This is a genomic window from Streptomyces sp. NPDC057616, from assembly GCF_042800575.1.
GTDB lineage: Bacteria > Actinomycetota > Actinomycetes > Streptomycetales > Streptomycetaceae > Streptomyces.
Genome location: NZ_JBHVGU010000078.1, coordinates 1 through 15,910 on the forward strand (window position 1 = coordinate 1; position 15,910 = coordinate 15,910).

The window sequence follows — 15,910 nt, forward strand, 5'->3', positions numbered from 1 at the left end:
GGCGCTGGCGGGCGTCACCGCCCCGGTCCACCTGGCGCCGGCGAACAAAGACATCGGGGTCGCGCAGGACTGGTTCGAGCAGTACGAGGGCGCAGGCCTGGACGGCGTCATCGCCAAGCCGCTCACCCTGCGCTACCTCCCAGACCAGCGCGCCATGTTCAAGATCAAGCACGAGCGGACGGCGGACGTCGTCGTCGCGGGCTACCGCTTCCACAAGAGCGGCCCGATCGTGGGCTCGCTGCTGCTCGGACTCCACGACGACCAGGGGCGCCTCCAGCACGTCGGCGTCTCGGCCGCCTTCGCCATGAAGCGGCGCGCGGAACTGGTGGAGGAGCTGGAGCCGCTGCGGATGGAGGACCCGGCGGGTCACCCGTGGGCGGCCTGGACCGACGAGGCGGCGCACGAGAACGCCCGGCTGCCCGGCGCACCGAGCCGCTGGTCGGGCAAGAAGGACCTGTCCTGGGTGCCGCTGCGCCCCGAGCGCGTCGCCGAGGTGGCCTACGACCACATGGAGAACGGTGCGCGCTTTCGGCACACGGCACGCTTCCGCCGCTGGCGCCCGGACCGCACCCCGGAGAGCTGCACGTACGCACAGCTGGAGGAGCCGGTCCGCTACGACCTGGACGAGATCCTCGGCTCCCCCGGCTGAGTCCCGCCCGCCGGCCGGTTCAGGGCGTCATCAGCACCTTCACCGCGCCGTCCTGCTTGCGCTGGAACATCTCGTACGCGCGCGGCGCCTCCGACAGCGGCAGCCGGTGGGTGGCGAAGTCGTCGACGCCGAGCGGGTCCTCGTCCGTCAGATACGGGATGATCTCGTCGCTCCAGCGGCGGACGTTGGCCTGCCCCATCCGGATCTGGATCTGCTTGTCGAACAGCGTGAGCAGCGGGATCGGGTCGGCCATGCCGCCGTAGACCCCGCTGAGCGAGATCGTGCCGCCGCGGCGCACCAGGTCGATGGCCGTGTACAGGGCGGCCAGCCGGTCGATGCTGAAGCGCTCGGCGAACGGCCCGCTGATCTTGCGGGGCAGCATGGCCGAGGCCGCCTGGGCCAGCCGGGCCGCCGCGCTGCCGTGCGCCTCGGTGCCCACCGCGTCGATCACCGCGTCCGGGCCGCGGCCGTCGGTCTGGTCGCGGATCGCGCTGACGAGTTCCTTCTCGCCGTCGAAGCTCCTGATGTCGAAGGTCTCCACACCCCGCGCGCGGGCCCGGCGCAGCCGCTCGCTCACCAGGTCGACGCCGAGCACCTGGCCGGCACCGCGCACCTGGGCGACCCGGCAGGCCATGTCACCGATCGGCCCGAGGCCGAGCACGGCGACGCTGCCGCCCTGTGGGACGCCCGCGTACTCGACCGCCTGCCAGGCGGTGGGCAGCACGTCGGAGAGGTAGACGAAGCGGTCGTCGGGCGGCCCCTCCGGCACCTTGATCGGCCCGAACTGGGCCTGCGGCACGCGCAGATACTCGGCCTGGGCGCCCGGCACCGCACCGTACAGCCGCGTGTAGCCGAACAGCGCGGCCCCCATGCCCTCGCTCGACACCTGGGTGGTCTCGCACTGCGTCGGCAGGCCCGTCAGGCACATCCAGCAGTTGCCGCAGGCGATCTGGAACGGCACCACGACCCGGTCGCCCGCCGCGAGGTCCGGCACCCCGGGCCCGACCTCCTCGACGATGCCCATCGGTTCGTGTCCGAGGATGTCGCCCGGTGTCATGAACGGTGTGAGCACCTCGTACAGGTGCAGATCCGAGCCGCACAGCCCTGTCGACGTGATGCGGATGACGGCGTCCGTGGGCTCCTGGATCCTCGGATCGGGCATGTCCTCCACCCGTACGTCCCGCTTCCCCTGCCAGGTCACAGCCTTCATCGCGTGGCGCTCCCTCCGTCACTCCGGTCCGTCCGGTCCTGCGGTGCGGCCCGGGTACCCGGGCGTCCACCTCCCGAAGCAGGTTCGGGGGCCAATGGGCGTATTCAACGCGCGCAATCAGAACCACGCGGGTATGGGCACCAATGAACGTATAAGCGCACAATCATTTACACGGGATGTGGTGGCCACGGTGAACACGAGACGGAAGAGACGCCTGCGACGCACCTCCACGGCGGTGGCGCTGCTCGCCGCCTCGGTGACGGCCGCGCTGGCGGCGAGCTGCACGGGACAGCACGGCCCGGCCGACGACGGACGCGGCGCGCTGAAGACGCCGACCCCGCGGCAGAGCGCCGCCGTCCGCCCCGTACTCGCCGTGAAGATCGACAACGCGCCCGCGGCCCGGCCCCAGACCGGCCTGGACGCCGCCGACGTCGTCTACGCCGAGCAGGTCGAGGGCGGCCTCAGCCGCCTGATGGCGGTGTTCGCGACGACGCTGCCGCCGGCCGTCGGGCCGGTGCGCAGCGCCCGCGAGTCGGACCTGGAGCTGCTGCGCCAGTTCGACAACCCGACGCTCGCCTTCTCCGGCGCCCAGCACAAGCTGCTGCCGCTCATCGACCAGGCACCCCTGAACCCGGAGCCGCCCGCGAAAGCCACCGACGCCTACTTCCGCGGCACCGGTAAACCCGCACCCCACAACCTCTACCTGCGCCCCGACCGCCTGATGCACGCGGCACCGGGCCCGGACGCCCTCACCACCGGCTTCCGCTACGGCGCCGCACCCGCCGGCGGAAAGGCCGAGACCACGCGCACGATCCACTACCCGGCCGCCGGCTTCACCTTCACCTGGTCCCCGGACCTGCACCGCTACCTGGTCGCGATGGACGGGACACCCACCGTGACGACCGACGGCAAGCGGGTGGCACCCGCGACGGTCGTCGTGCAGTACGTGAAGATGCACAAGTCCGCCTTCCACGACGTCCTCGGCAACAACACGCCGTACACCGAGACGGTGGGCTCGGGAAAGGCGAGCGTGCTGCGCGACGGGCGCGTCTACGACGTCGACTGGCGGCGCGGGAAGGCCACGGACGGCACCGACTTCACGACGAAGGACGGCAAGCCGGTCAACTTCGCCAAGGGCCAGGTGTGGGTGGTGCTGGCCGCGGCCTCATGACCGGGTCAGCCCTGTGCCACGAGGGGTTCCGCCGGGTTGCGGAGCCCCTCGGCGGCGTCGGCGACCCGCCGGATGAGGTCGAAGAAGACCGTCTGCTCGTCGGCGGAGAGCGGCGCCAGGAACACCTGGTTCATCCGCGCCGTGCGCACGGTCAGCTTGCGGTGGGTGCGCAGGCCCTCCTCGGTCAGGCGCAGCAGGAAACGGCGGCCGTCCTGCGGATCACGCACCTTGTCCACCAGCCCGCGCCGGCCGAGCCGGCTGATCACCTCGGCGATCGTCGACCGGTCGAGCCCCACCCGCTCCCCCACCGTGCGCTGGTCCAGGCCCGGCTCGGCGACGAGCGCGTTGAGGACCGCGAACTGCGGCGAGGTGATCTCTTCCGAGACCATCGTGTTCCACAGCAGGTAGTGGGCCTGCTGCAGCCGCCGGGCCAGGTGCCCGGGGTGGGTGGTGAGGTCCACCGCGGCCATGTGCGCTCCCGAGGTCGAAATCGTTGGTGCACTGACGATACCCGGAGACGACGATAACTGTCTCCCTCGCTGCAGCCGTCACTGACCTCGCACTTCGCCGGGGTCTTGACGCCTCGCGGGGACAGTGGCAGCGTGAAAGAAACTTCACCGAAATACTCAGTGCCCTGAGTAATTGAGGACCGGGTACACGGACGGGATGGGGCTTCACGGATGGACAAGGTGGTCGCCACAGCCGCTGATGCGGTGGTGGATGTGCCGGAGGGTGCGTCGCTGGCGGTGGGCGGGTTCGGGTTGAGCGGGGTGCCGAGTGTGCTGATCCAGGCCCTGTTCGAGCGGGGTGTGGCGGGGTTGTCGGTGGTGTCGAACAACTGTGGGGCGATGGACAGCGGGTTGGCGGTGTTGCTGGCGGCGGGCCGGATCGCGCGGGTGACGGGTTCCTACATCGGGGCGAACAGGGAGTTCGCGCGGCAGTATCTGGCGGGTGAGTTGGAGGTGGAGCTGATTCCGCAGGGCACGCTGGCGGAGCGGCTGCGGGCCGGGGGTGCGGGCATTCCGGCGTTCTACACGCCGGCCGGGGTGGGCACGCAGGTCGCCGAGGGCGGGTTGCCGTGGCGCTATGACGGTGCGGGCGGGGTGGCGCTGGCCTCGCCGCCGAAGGAGGTGCGTGAGTTCGACGGCGTCGAGTATGTGCTGGAGCGGGGGATTCGCACGGATTTCGCCCTGGTGCGCGCGGCGCGGGGGGATCGGCACGGGAACTTGGTGTTCAACAAGTCGGCGCGGAACTTCAATCCGCTGGCGGCGATGGCCGGGAGGGTGACGATCGCGGAGGTGGAGGAGCTGGTCGAGCCGGGTGAGATCGATCCGGACGCGGTGCATCTGCCGGGGATCTTCGTGCGGCGGGTGGTGGCGTTGAGTGCGGCGCAGGCGGCGGACAAGAAGATCGAGCAGCGGACGGTGAGCAGCTGATGGCCTGGAGCCGGGGGCAGATGGCGGCCCGCGCGGCCCGTGAACTCGAAGACGGCCAGTACGTGAATCTGGGCATCGGGCTGCCCACGCTGATTCCGAACTATCTGCCGGTGGGGGTGGAGGTGGTGCTGGAGTCGGAGAACGGGATCTTGGGTACCGGCCCGTATCCGGCCGAGGACGGGGTGGATGCGGATCTGATCAATGCGGGCAAGGAGACGGTGACGGTCCTGCCGGGGGCGTCGTTCTTCGATTCGGCGCTGTCGTTCTCGATGATCCGGGGCGGGCACATCGATGTCGCGGTGCTGGGGGCGATGCAGGTCTCGGCGTGCGGGGACCTGGCGAACTGGGCGATCCCCGGGAAGCTGATCACGGGGATCGGTGGGGCGATGGACCTGGTGCACGGGGCGCGCACGGTGATCGTGGTGATGACGCACTGCGCGAAGGACGGCAGCGCGAAGATCCTGCAGGAGTGCGTGCTGCCGCTGACCGGGAAGGGGTGCGTGGATCGCATCATCACCGACCTGGCCGTCCTGGACGTCACCGCGGGCGGGCTGGTGCTGGTGGAGAGCGCGCCCGGGGTGGGCGTCGAGGAGATCATCGCGAAGACGGCGGCCAAGGTGCACATCCCGGAGGAGATCGCGAAGACGGCGGCCCAGGTGCACATCCCGGAGGAGATCCAGTCATGAGCCATGCCCGCAAGGATGTGTTCGTCGTCGATGCGGTGCGTACCCCGTTCGGCCGCTACAACGGCGGTCTGGCGGGTGTGCGTCCGGATGATCTGGCCGCGCACGCGATCCGTGAGCTCCTGGCCCGTACGCCGGAGTTGGATCCGTCGCGGATCGAGGACGTGTACGTGGGCAACGCGAACGGGGCGGGTGAGGACAACCGCAACGTGGCGCGGATGGCCGGCCTGCTCGCGGGCCTGCCCACCAGCGTGCCGGGGGTGACGGTCAACCGGTTGTGTGCGTCGGGGCTGGAGGCGGTGGTCCAGGCCGCCCGGGCGATCGCCGCCGGGGATGCCTCCATCGCCCTGGCCGGCGGGGTGGAGTCGATGACCCGGGCCCCCTATGTGCTGCCCAAGAGCGAGCGGCCCTTCCCGGCCGGGCACGCCGAGTTGTACTCGACGACGCTGGGCTGGCGGATGGTCAACCCGCTGATGGATCCGCGGTGGACGATCCCGCTGGGCGAGTCGGCGGAACGCATCGCCGACAAGCACAAGATCAGCCGTGAGCAGCAGGACGAATACGCGCTGGCCAGCCATCGCAAGGCGGCGGCCGCGCAGCAGCAGGGTCTGTTCGCGCCGGAGTTGGCCCCGGTCCCGGTGGCGCGGCGCGGGGGCGACCCGATCCCGTTCACCGCCGATGAGTGCGTGCGCGCGGATGCGTCGCTGGCGGCGATGGGCCGGCTCAAGCCGTCCTTCCGCACCGAGCACGGCACCGTGACCGCCGGGAACGCCTCGCCGCTCAACGACGGGGCGGCGGCGCTGCTGCTGACCGACGCGGCGGGGTTGAAGGCCACCGGTCGTGAGCCGCTGGCCCGGGTCAGCGCCACCGGGGTGCACGCGCTGGATCCGGACTACTTCGGTCTGGCGCCGGTCGAGGCGGTCAACCGGGCGCTGGCCAAGGCCGGCCGGTCGTTCGCGGATGTGGATGTGCTGGAGCTGAACGAGGCGTTCGCGGCGCAGGTGCTGGGCTGTGTGGCCGAGTGGCCGGAGTTCGATCCGGCGATCCTCAACCCGCAGGGCGGGGCGATCGCGTTGGGGCATCCGCTGGGTGCCTCGGGAGCCCGGCTGGCCGGCACCGTCGCCCATCAACTCGCCCGCCGCGGCAGCGGCACCGGCATCGCCACCCTCTGCATCGGCGTCGGACAAGGCCTCGCCCTCGTCCTCGAACGCTAGGAAACCCGGGAAGTCCGAGGAAACCCCATGACTCTCACGCAACACGACATCGACCAGGAGATCGCGGCCGAACACGCCGCGTACGAGAAGCGGGTCGCCGACGGTGCCCCCGTCGAGCACCACCCGCGCCGCGACTACGCGCCGTACCGCTCGTCGATCCTGCGCCACCCCCGGCAGCCGCCCGTCTCCATCGACGTCAGCAAGGACCCGGAGCTGGTGGAGCTGCACTCGCCCGCCTTCGGCGAGCGCGACATAACCGAGATCGACAACGACCTCACCCGGCACCACCGGGGCGAGCCGATCGGCGAGCGCATCACGGTCTCCGGCCGCCTCCTGGACCGCGACGGCCGTCCGATCCGCGGTCAGCTCGTCGAGATCTGGCAGGCCAACTCGGCCGGGCGGTACGCCCATCAGCGCGAGCAGCACGACGCGCCGCTGGACCCGAACTTCACCGGAGTCGGCCGTACGATCACCGACGCCGACGGCGGCTACCGCTTCACCACCATCCAGCCGGGCCCGTACCCCTGGCGCAACCACCTCAACGCCTGGCGTCCGGCGCACATCCACTTCTCGATGTTCGGCTCGGCGTTCACGCAGCGGCTGGTGACGCAGATGTACTTCCCGGCCGATCCGCTGTTCTCGTACGACCCGATCATCCAGTCCGTCACCGACGACGCGGCGCGCCAGCGGCTGGTGGCGACGTACGACCACAGCCTGTCGGTGCCGGAGTTCTCGATGGGCTACCACTGGGACATCGTGCTGGACGGCCCGAACGCCACCTGGATCGAAGAAGGGCGCTGACCTGCCATGACGAAGATCGACACGAGTCGGCCCGAGACCGTCCTGCCCACGCCCTCGCACACGGTCGGCCCCTTCTACGGGTACGCGCTGCCGTTCCCGGGCGGCGGTGACATCGCGCCGGTCGGGCACCCGGACACCATCACGCTCCAGGGATACGTCTACGACGGCGAGGGCAATCCGCTGCCGGACGCCTTCGTGGAGCTGTGGGGCGCCGACCCCGACGGCCGAGTGCCGACGACGGACGGCTCGATCCGGCGCGACCCGGCGAGCGGCGGCTATCTGGGCCGCAACGGCGTGGAGTTCACCGGCTGGGGGCGTATCCAGACGGACGCCAACGGCCACTGGTACGCACGGACGCTGCGGCCCGGCGCGCGCGGGCAGAGCGCGCCGTACATCAGCGTGTGCGTCTTCGCGCGCGGGCTGCTGATGCACCTGTTCACCCGGATCTATCTGCCGGGCGACGAGGCGGCGCTCGCGGCCGACCCGCTGCTGACCCGGCTGGACGAGGCGCGCCGCGGCACGCTGATCGCGAAGGACGACGGCAAGGGCACCTACCGTTTCGACATCCGCCTTCAGGGCGAAGGCGAGACGGTCTTCCTGGAGTTCCAGTGACTCCCCCACCCTTCGGGCGGGAGGTGCCCGCAGTCGATCCCGACGACACCGGCCTGCTCGCCCCCGGGTGGGCGGGCTCCCCCGCCGCGTCCGCGACCGGCGACGTGGCCTACCTGCAGGCCCTGCTCGACGCGGAGGCGGCGCTCACCCGGGCGCAGGCGGCGCTGGAGCTCGCTCCGGCCGGGGCCGCGGCGACAGTGACCGAGGCGGCCGACGCCGGCCGCTTCGACGTACGGTCCCTCGCCGAGCGTGCGCGCGGCGGCGGCAACCCGGTCATCCCGCTGGTCGCCGATCTGACGAAGGCGGTCGGTGCGGAGTACGGGCCCTACGTACACCGGGGTGCGACCAGCCAGGACATCATGGACACGGCGACGATGCTGGTCGCCGTGCGCACTCTCGACCTGGTGCTCGCCGACCTCGGGCGCACCGAACGGGCGCTGGCCCGGCTGGCCGCCGAGCACCGTGACACGGCGATGCCGGGCCGCACCCTCACCCAGCACGCCGTACCGACGACGCTCGGGCTGAAGGCGGCAGGCTGGCGCTCGCTCGTCCTGGACGCACGGGACCGCATCGGCGCCGTACGGGACGGTCTTCCGGCCCAACTCGGCGGCGCGGCCGGAACGTTGGCGGCCTTCACCGCCTACGGCGCCCGGGACCCGCAGGCCCTGACGGCGGCCTTCGCCCGCGAACTCGGCCTGCGCGAACCGCTCCTGCCCTGGCACACCCTGCGCACGCCGATCGCCGATCTCGCGGGCTGCCTTGCCTTCACGGCCGGGGCGCTCGGCAAGCCGGCCGTGGACGTGCTGGCACTGGGCCGCACCGAGATCGCCGAGGTCGCCGAGGGCAGCGGCGGCGGCTCGTCGGCCATGCCGCACAAGGCCAACCCGGTCCGGTCGACGCTGATCGCGGCGGCGGCCCGGCGGGCGCCGCAGCTCGCGGCCACGCTGTTCGGCGCGCAGGCCGCCGAGGACGAGCGCCCGGCCGGGGCCTGGCACGCCGAATGGGAACCCCTGCGCGACCTGCTGCGGCTGGTCGGCGGAGCGGCCCGGGACGCCGCCGAACTCGCCGAGGGGCTGCGGGTGAACGCGGACGCGATGCGCGACCACCTCGCCCTCACCCACGGGTTGATCGTCTCGGAACGCCTGTCCGCCGAGCTGGCTCCGGTACTGGGGCGCGCCCGCGCCAAGGAGCTGCTCACGGAGCTGGCCGCGCGCACCTACGCCGAGGGCCGTCCGCTGCGTGAACTGCTCGCCGAAGAACCGGAGTTGAAGGACGTCGATCTCGACCACCTCACCGACCCCGCCCGCTACACGGGCTCCGCCGGAGTCCTCACCGACCGCGCACTGGAGCGACGTTGACCGAGAAACTCCTCAACCACCGTGCCGAGGGGCCCGCTTCCGCTCCCCCGCTGCTGCTCGGGCCCTCGCTCGGCACGTCGTACGCCCTGTGGGACACGGTGGCGCCCGAGCTGTCGATCACGCATCGCGTGGTGCGCTGGGACCTGCCCGGACACGGCGGGTCGGCGCCCGGGCTGATCGGACCCGGCGCCACGGTCGCCGACCTGGCCGGCCTGGTGCTCGCGCTCGCCGACTCGCTCGGCATCGACCGGTTCGCCTACGCCGGTGTGTCGCTGGGCGGGGCCGTAGGACTGCATCTCGCCCTGCACCACCCGGACCGGGTGACGTCGCTGGCCGCGATCTGCTCGTCGGCGCACTTCAACGGGGCCAAGCCGTGGGAGGAGCGGGCCGAGCGCGTACGGCGCGAGGGCCTGGACTTCCTGGTGGAGAGCGCGGACGCGCGCTGGTTCACCCCCGGTTTCACCGTGCCGCGGCTGGTGCGCGACCAGGCGGAGGCCGACCCCGAGGTCTATGCCGCCTGCTGCGACGCGCTGGCCGCCTTCGACCTGCGCGACCGGCTGGCGGAGATCTCCGTGCCCACGCTGCTGATCGCCGGCCGCGAGGACAAGGCGACCCCGCCCCCGCACCTGCGGGAGATCGCGGACGCCGTCGCCGGCTCCACCCTCGTCGAACTCCCCGGCGCCGGGCACCTGGCTCCGGCGCAGTGCCCCGAGGCGGTCCTGACCGCGCTGCGGGCGCACCTCGACGGGGGCGCCCGGCGGGGCATGGAGGTACGGCGGGAGGTGCTCGGCGACCCGCACGTGGACCGGGCGCAGGCCCGCCAGACGCCCTTCACCGCCCACTTCCAGGACTTCATCTCGCGCTACGCCTGGGGCGAGATCTGGACCGACCCGACGCTCTCGCGCCGTGAGCGCAGCATGATCACGCTGACGGCCCTGGTCGCGCACGGTCACTACGACGAGCTGGCCATGCACGTCCGGGCGGCCCGGCACAACGGGCTCACGCCCGAGGAGATCGGCGCCGTCCTGCTCCAGACGGCCGTGTACTGCGGGGTCCCGGCGGCGAACTCCGCGTTCGCGGCGGCCCAGCGGGTCCTGGCGGAGGAGGACGGCCAGGGAGGGTGACCCTGGTGGTCGTAGCCTCAGCAGCATCTCGCACATGCCTTCACCGCGTGCCTACGGTGGAGGCATGTCCACCACTCTGATCACCGGCGCCACCTCGGGCCTGGGCCGCTACGTCGCCTTCGAGCTGGTGCGCGCCGGGCACGTCGTCCTCGCGCACGGCCGCGACGCGGGCCGCACGGAGCAGCTGGTCGCGGAGCTGCGGGCGGAGGGGGACGCGGAGGGTTTCGTCGCCGACCTGGCCTCGCTCTCACAGGTGCGCGAGCTGGGCGCGCACGTCGCCGGGGCCCACCCCGACCTGGACGTGCTGATCAACAACGCGGGCGTCGGCGCGGGCGCGCCCGGCGGGGCACGGGAGTTGAGTGCGGACGGCCACGAACTGCGCCTGGCGGTCAACTACTTGGCCCCCGTGGTCCTGACCCGCGCCCTCCTGCCGGTCCTGCGCGCGAACGCACCGTCCCGCATCGTCAACGTCGGCTCGGCCGGCCAGGATCCGCTCGACTTCGACGACATCGAGTACCGCCGCGGCTACGACGGCTTCGCGGCCTACCGCCGCGCCAAGTTCGCCCTGGCGGCCCACACGTTCGCCCTGGCCGGGGAACTGGCGGGCACGGGCGTCGCGGTGAACGTCCTGCACCCCGCGACCTTCATGGACACGGCCATGGTCCGCGAGGGCGGCGTCACCCCCTGGAACACGGTCGCCGACGGCGCCCCTGGCGTGCTCGCCCTGGCCACCGAGGACCACGGCACGGGCACCTACTTCGACGGCACGACCCCCGCCCGAGCCCACGAGGACACGTACGACCCCACCCTGCAAAAACGCCTGACGACGGTGACGGACCAACTGCTGGCGCTGTAGGGCTTCCCGCCCTCAGCGCAGTCCCCGTCCCGTCTCCAGCACTTCCCGGGCCTTCGTCACCAACCCGTCCGCACCACACGAACGGGCAAGCGCGAGGCCCCGGTTGAGTTCGGCCACGGACCGCGCGGCGATCCCGTACTCGACCCGAGCGGCAGCGTGTTCGTACTGGCACGGCGAAGCTTCCAGGTAGGCCACGGCCTGCGCGGCGAGACGAACCGCGCGCTGACCGGTCTCCAGCGCGGCGGCACACCTCAGCGCCTCGCCGATCGCCGTGTCCGTACCGAACCGCTCGGCCTGCCGCCGGGCGTCCGACGACAGTTGCGCGGCGCGGACCGGATCCTGTGTGGCGAGGGCGCGGGCGAGGTTGAACGCCCAGGGAAGCACCACCGGGTTGTGGTGTCCTCGCGCTGTCGCGTCCTTCTCGGCCTCCTCCAGTTCGTTGATGCCGTCCGTGGTGCGGCCCACGGCGAGCAGCAGCCGGCCGCGCACGGACCGCGGGTCGTGCATCACCATGGGGGACGGATAGGGCGGCGCGAAGCCGTACTGGTCGGCGATCGCCCAGGCCTCCTCCACATGGCCGCGGGCGAGCAGGACGTCGACGAGGTTGCTGGTGGCGCACCAGTACAGGGGCAGTCCGCGACCGACGCGCTCGGCGAGGCGCAGCGCCTCGCGCAGGGACGCCTCCGCCTCCCGGAGCCTGCCGCGCCTGCGGTGCACGAGGCCGATATGAGCGTGGGCGAGGGAGAGGTGACCGCCGCTCCAGCCGGCCTGCTCGTAGGTACGCAGGGCTTCGTTGTAGAGGCTTTCGGAGCGGTCGAGTCGGTCGGTGTAGGCGTAGGAATTGGAGAGCATCAGCAGCAGCTCGATGCCCCACTCGGTGTTGGTCCAGCCGAGCCCCGGTGCGAGTCGCCCATTCACCAGAGCCCGGTCGCACGCTTCGACGACCTCCTCCGCACTCTCCCCCTGCAGCAGCGCGTCGAAGCCGCGCAGCATGAGCAGGGCGCGCTCGGAGTTGTTGCGGCCGGTGCAGGTGCGGGCGAGGTCGGCGAGGCGTTCGGAGCGTCCCGGCGAGTTCGACTCGCCGGCGTAGATGCCCTCCCACATGTACTGCACCGCCTGCAGCCGCAGCCTCGCGGGCCCGTCCTCGTGCCGCGCGGCCTCCGCCTCCACGGTGCGGACGGCCTCCCCCAACTGGTCGTTGTGGAGCAGGGCCTGGGAGAGCCGGACGACGGCGTCGACGCGCTCCTCGGCGTCGAGCCCGGGCATCGCGAGCGCGGACTGCAGATGGTCGATGGTGGTCGCGGGCGCGGTCAGCAGCGTGGCGCAGCCGAGTTCGAAGAGCACCCGTGCGTGGACCTCCGGGAGCGGCGGTTCCAGCAGGGCGCGTTCGAGGCAGCGGCGGGCCGCGTCGGGCGCGCCGACGGCGAGGTGCTCGCGGGCGGCCTCACGCAACTGCTCGACCAGCTCCTCGTCGTCGTCCGGATGCACCTGGAGCAGATGCCGGGAGGCCATCGCGGCGCCGAGTCCGGAGTCCGTGACGACCTGGGCGGCGATGCCGTGCATGGCGGTGCGCAGGGCGTCCGGGATGGAGTTGTAGACGGCGGAGGCGATCAGCGGGTGCACGAACTCCAGGTCGCCGTCGCCCATCTGGGCGTTCGCCGGATCGGGTTCGGTCAGGATGCGGGCGCCTTCGAGGAGTTCGGCGCAGCGTGCCGCGTCGTCGAGGCTCATGGTGGCGAGCTTGGCCACCAGGCCGACGGAGATGCCGGTGCCGAGGATCGCGGCCGCCCAGGCGAACCGGGTGGCGTCGATGCCGAGTTCCTCCAGGCGGGCGACGAGGCCGCCGCCGCGGGCCGAGCGGTTGAGGGCGCGCAGCTCGGCGGCCGCGTGCTCGGTCGGTTCCAGCTCGCTGTCCTGCACCTTGGCGAGGAGTTCCACGGTCTCGTACGGGTTGCCGCCGGTGACGGCCCAGACCTCGCGGCAGAACGGGGCGTCGGCGTGCGCGCCGAGGGTGTCGCGGGTGAGGCCCGCGGTGGCCTCCGGGGTGAGGGCGCTCAGGACGGCCTGCGGCCGGCCCGCGGCGGCGCCGACCGCCTCCAGATAGCGGGCGCCCTCGCCGCTGACGTCGCCGGGCCGGCGGGCCACGACGACCAGTACGGAGAGGTCGTCCAGCCGCTCGGCGAAGGCGGCGAGCCAGCGCAGCGTCTCCAGGTCGTCCCAGTGGGCGTCGTCGATCAGCAGGACGAGCGGCCAGTCGCGGCGGGCGAGGCGGCGCACCCCGGCGACGAGGCCGTCGGTGACGCCCTGCGGGTCCGCCTGGCGTTCGCCGGGTTCCGTTATGCCGAGGGCGGGGCCCGCGATGTCGTACCAGTCGCCGAGGTACTCGCGCGCCTCCTCCGGCATCAGCGAGACCAGCGCGGGCTGGAGCAACTGCCGTACGACGTTGAACGGAACGGATTTGAGGGTCTCCCCGCCGCGGGCCGACCAGACCGTGCAGCCGCGCCGTTCGGCGATGCGGCGGGCCTCGGCCAGCAGGGCGGTCTTGCCGATGCCCGCCTCGCCCTTGATCACCAGCAGGCTGCCCGAGGACGAGCGGTCGGCGCACAGGGTGTTGAGCGCCTCCTCGAAGGCGGCGACTTCCGCGTCGCGCTCCCAGAGGGAGGCCGAGGCGGCCTCCGTGGGCCGGACCTCCGTCATCCCGCTACCTCCCCAAGTCGCCCGAACGACGTACAGACCTCGAGCGTAGCCGTCTGATCGAGGAAGTGGAGCCCGGTCCGGGCACCTCTTGCCGTGATGGGTGACAGCCGGTACGGGGAGGCGACGCGCCGGCCCTGTGATCTGCCCTTCCAAAGGTAACGGACAGTCAAAACCCGCTGAAATGACGCGGTTTTTCGGACAACACGAAGGTGCACGGGATCGGGGTGCGGTACGGCGGCGCTGCATCCCGCACCGGAAGCCGTGAGCGGGGGCGGGTGCCGGAGCGGTGGTTGATGCCCGACGAGAACCCCGCCCCCGAGGAGAACCACGAGCCCGGCGAGGAGGCGGGGTCCGGAGTGAAGCCGGAGCCCGGCGAGGACTCGAAGCGGTGGGTGGGGCCGGCACCAACCCGAGTCCGAGGAGGACCGCGAGCCCGGAGAGGGCCCGGAGCTCGACGAGCCACCCGAGCCCCGTGACAGCCCGGAACTCGGGGAGAGGGTCGGAGCTTGGGGAGGGGGCTGAGGCCTGGGAGCGTCCGAGGGTACGGGGTGCGGCTTCCGACAGCGGGCAGCGGAGGTTGGGGCCGGAGCTGTGGGTGGTACTCGATGAGGACCCCGAGTCCGGCGAGGGATCGCACCCCGGAGTGGCACCGGAGCCCGGCGACGAACCCGAGCCGGGGAGGACCCCTCGCCGGACGAGGCCTCCGCGCCCGGAGTGGCCCCGGAAGCCGAGGAAGGCCCCGAGCCCGCCGAGGCCCCGGAGCCCGAGGAGCAACCCGAGCCCGAACACGAACCCCAGGCCCGAACACGAACCCCAGGCCCGAAGACGAACCCCAGGCCCGATGAGGGACCCGAGTCCCGTAAGCAACCCGAGCTCGATGATGTACCGAGCCCGGTGAGGACCCCGTGCCCGTAAGAACTCCGTGCGCGGTGGGGTCCTCTCATCCCGCTTTCACCCGGGCCTCATACGGTGGGGGCATGACGCAGGTGACTCCTCCCGGGTGGTATCCCGATCCCGGGCAGACAAGTGAGGGCCCCGCCACCGAGCGGTGGTGGGACGGCAAGGCATGGACGGACCGGACCCGCCCCGCGGGCTCGGCCGCCGTATGGGGTCCCCCGGCGCAGACGCCGGCGGCCGGGGCGGAGCCGACTCCGTCGCCCTATCCGGCCGATGCGTCCGCCTATCCGACCTACCCGGCGTATCCGGCCCAGCCGCCGGCCTCGTCGCGGCGCGGGCTGCGCACCGGCATCGCCGTCGGGGCGGCCGTGGTCGTTCTGGCGTGCATCGGTGTGGGTGTGTACGCGCTGGCCGGCAACGACGGTTCCGGCGGCGGCAGCGCCGCACAGCCGGGGCAGGGGCAGGGCGGTCCCGGCGGGGAGGGTGGTTCCTCCGGCGGACCGGGCGGCCAAGGCGGACCCTTCGGCGGAGGATCCGGTGGAGGGTCCGGCGGCTCCGACGGCGGCGGCAGTCAGTCGCCCGCTCCCGGGCAGTCCGAGGCGCCGAAGATCCGCAGCGGATCGGTGACCGACGGGGTCAGCGGGATCAGCCTGCCCATCCCGGACAACTGGTACGGGCAGCAGCTGTCCGTCGGCGCGCAGATCTCGTCCGACAAGTCCTACAAGTGCCCAGGCGACACGTCCCAGACGTGCACGAACGGCGGCGCGTACTCGGCGCCCGCGCTGGCCCTGGGCACCAAGGGCAGCACGGCGGAAGCGGTCGCGAAGGCCGACATCGCCGCCAACGCCGAGGAGTCCTACGGCGGCAAGACCTACGGCTCGATCACCTCGCACGAGGTGCTCGCGTCCAAGGCGGTCACCGTGGCCGGCCAGAAGGGCTACCTGGTCCGCTGGAAGGCGGTCACCAGCAAGGGCTCGGACGGCTACGTCGAGTCGCTCGCGTTCCCCTCGCCCGCCGGCGCCCAGCAGATCGTCGTCGTCCGCTTCGGTGTGGACGTCGCCGAGAAGCAGACCGTCATCGACACGATCACCAAGGGGATCAAGGTGTCGACCGGCGGCGGCAGCGGCCAGAACGTCTGACCCCGCTCCCGATCGGGCCCCGGACGCCGGTCGGCCGGGCGGGGCTCCTCTCCGCTCAGGAGG

Annotated in this window: 14 protein-coding genes; 11 read left to right on the top strand and 3 right to left on the bottom strand. The window is 72.3% G+C overall.

Annotation, left to right across the window (positions count from 1 at the left end):
• Positions 1-649, top strand: a 649-nt coding sequence (locus tag ACFU97_RS45320) for an ATP-dependent DNA ligase (protein ID WP_384268971.1), incomplete at its 5' end; no start/stop codon positions are given.
• Positions 650-668: 19 nt separating this feature from the next.
• On the opposite strand, the gene ACFU97_RS45325 is transcribed toward ACFU97_RS45320, so the two are convergent.
• The gene (locus tag ACFU97_RS45325; protein WP_384268974.1) at positions 669-1,859 is read right to left on the bottom strand and encodes a zinc-dependent alcohol dehydrogenase; all 1,191 of its coding nucleotides are present in this window, start codon (positions 1,857-1,859) and stop codon (positions 669-671) included.
• Positions 1,860-2,040: 181 nt separating this feature from the next.
• Between ACFU97_RS45325 and ACFU97_RS45330 the strand changes: the two genes are divergently transcribed.
• A complete protein-coding gene (locus ACFU97_RS45330; protein ID WP_384268977.1) occupies positions 2,041-3,030 on the top strand; it encodes a DUF3048 domain-containing protein in 990 nt (329 codons plus the stop codon).
• 5 nt (positions 3,031-3,035) lie between these two features.
• On the opposite strand, the gene ACFU97_RS45335 is transcribed toward ACFU97_RS45330, so the two are convergent.
• The gene (locus ACFU97_RS45335; protein WP_384268979.1) at positions 3,036-3,500 is read right to left on the bottom strand and encodes a MarR family winged helix-turn-helix transcriptional regulator; all 465 of its coding nucleotides are present in this window, start codon (positions 3,498-3,500) and stop codon (positions 3,036-3,038) included.
• 210 nt (positions 3,501-3,710) lie between these two features.
• Between ACFU97_RS45335 and ACFU97_RS45340 the strand changes: the two genes are divergently transcribed.
• From ACFU97_RS45340 to ACFU97_RS45375, 8 genes are all read left to right on the top strand, one after another.
• Positions 3,711-4,466 carry a CoA transferase subunit A gene (locus ACFU97_RS45340; protein WP_384268982.1) on the top strand — a complete coding sequence of 252 codons (756 nt, stop codon included), beginning with the start codon at positions 3,711-3,713 and terminating at the stop codon, positions 4,464-4,466.
• On the top strand, positions 4,466-5,152 hold the full coding sequence (locus tag ACFU97_RS45345; protein ID WP_384268984.1) for a CoA transferase subunit B: 687 nt from the start codon (positions 4,466-4,468) through the stop codon (positions 5,150-5,152). The genes ACFU97_RS45340 and ACFU97_RS45345 overlap by 1 nt, the downstream gene beginning before the upstream one ends.
• A complete protein-coding gene (locus tag ACFU97_RS45350) occupies positions 5,149-6,363 on the top strand; it encodes a thiolase family protein (RefSeq protein WP_384268987.1) in 1,215 nt (404 codons plus the stop codon). The genes ACFU97_RS45345 and ACFU97_RS45350 overlap by 4 nt, the downstream gene beginning before the upstream one ends.
• A 27-nt stretch (positions 6,364-6,390) precedes the next feature.
• On the top strand, positions 6,391-7,164 hold the full coding sequence (pcaH, locus tag ACFU97_RS45355) for a protocatechuate 3,4-dioxygenase subunit beta (RefSeq protein WP_384268990.1): 774 nt from the start codon (positions 6,391-6,393) through the stop codon (positions 7,162-7,164).
• Between the two features lie 6 nt (positions 7,165-7,170).
• Entirely contained in the window at positions 7,171-7,776 is a 606-nt protein-coding gene (gene pcaG, locus ACFU97_RS45360) for a protocatechuate 3,4-dioxygenase subunit alpha (RefSeq protein ID WP_384268992.1), read from the top strand.
• Positions 7,773-9,134, top strand: a complete 1,362-nt coding sequence (pcaB, locus tag ACFU97_RS45365; RefSeq protein ID WP_384268995.1) for a 3-carboxy-cis,cis-muconate cycloisomerase — start codon at positions 7,773-7,775, stop codon at positions 9,132-9,134. Before pcaG ends, pcaB begins: the two co-directional genes overlap by 4 nt.
• Positions 9,131-10,258, top strand: coding sequence for a 3-oxoadipate enol-lactonase (pcaD, locus tag ACFU97_RS45370; RefSeq protein WP_384268999.1), 1,128 nt, complete (start codon positions 9,131-9,133; stop codon positions 10,256-10,258). The genes pcaB and pcaD overlap by 4 nt, the downstream gene beginning before the upstream one ends.
• A gap of 64 nt (positions 10,259-10,322) precedes the next feature.
• Positions 10,323-11,114 carry an SDR family NAD(P)-dependent oxidoreductase gene (locus ACFU97_RS45375; protein ID WP_384269002.1) on the top strand — a complete coding sequence of 264 codons (792 nt, stop codon included), beginning with the start codon at positions 10,323-10,325 and terminating at the stop codon, positions 11,112-11,114.
• Between the two features lie 12 nt (positions 11,115-11,126).
• On the opposite strand, the gene ACFU97_RS45380 is transcribed toward ACFU97_RS45375, so the two are convergent.
• A complete protein-coding gene (locus ACFU97_RS45380; protein WP_384269004.1) occupies positions 11,127-13,811 on the bottom strand; it encodes an ATP-binding protein in 2,685 nt (894 codons plus the stop codon).
• A 977-nt stretch (positions 13,812-14,788) separates the two neighbouring features.
• On the opposite strand from ACFU97_RS45380, the gene ACFU97_RS45385 reads away from it, so the two are divergent.
• Positions 14,789-15,847, top strand: coding sequence for a DUF2510 domain-containing protein (locus ACFU97_RS45385; RefSeq protein WP_384269007.1), 1,059 nt, complete (start codon positions 14,789-14,791; stop codon positions 15,845-15,847).
• Positions 15,848-15,910 lie beyond the last annotated feature (63 nt).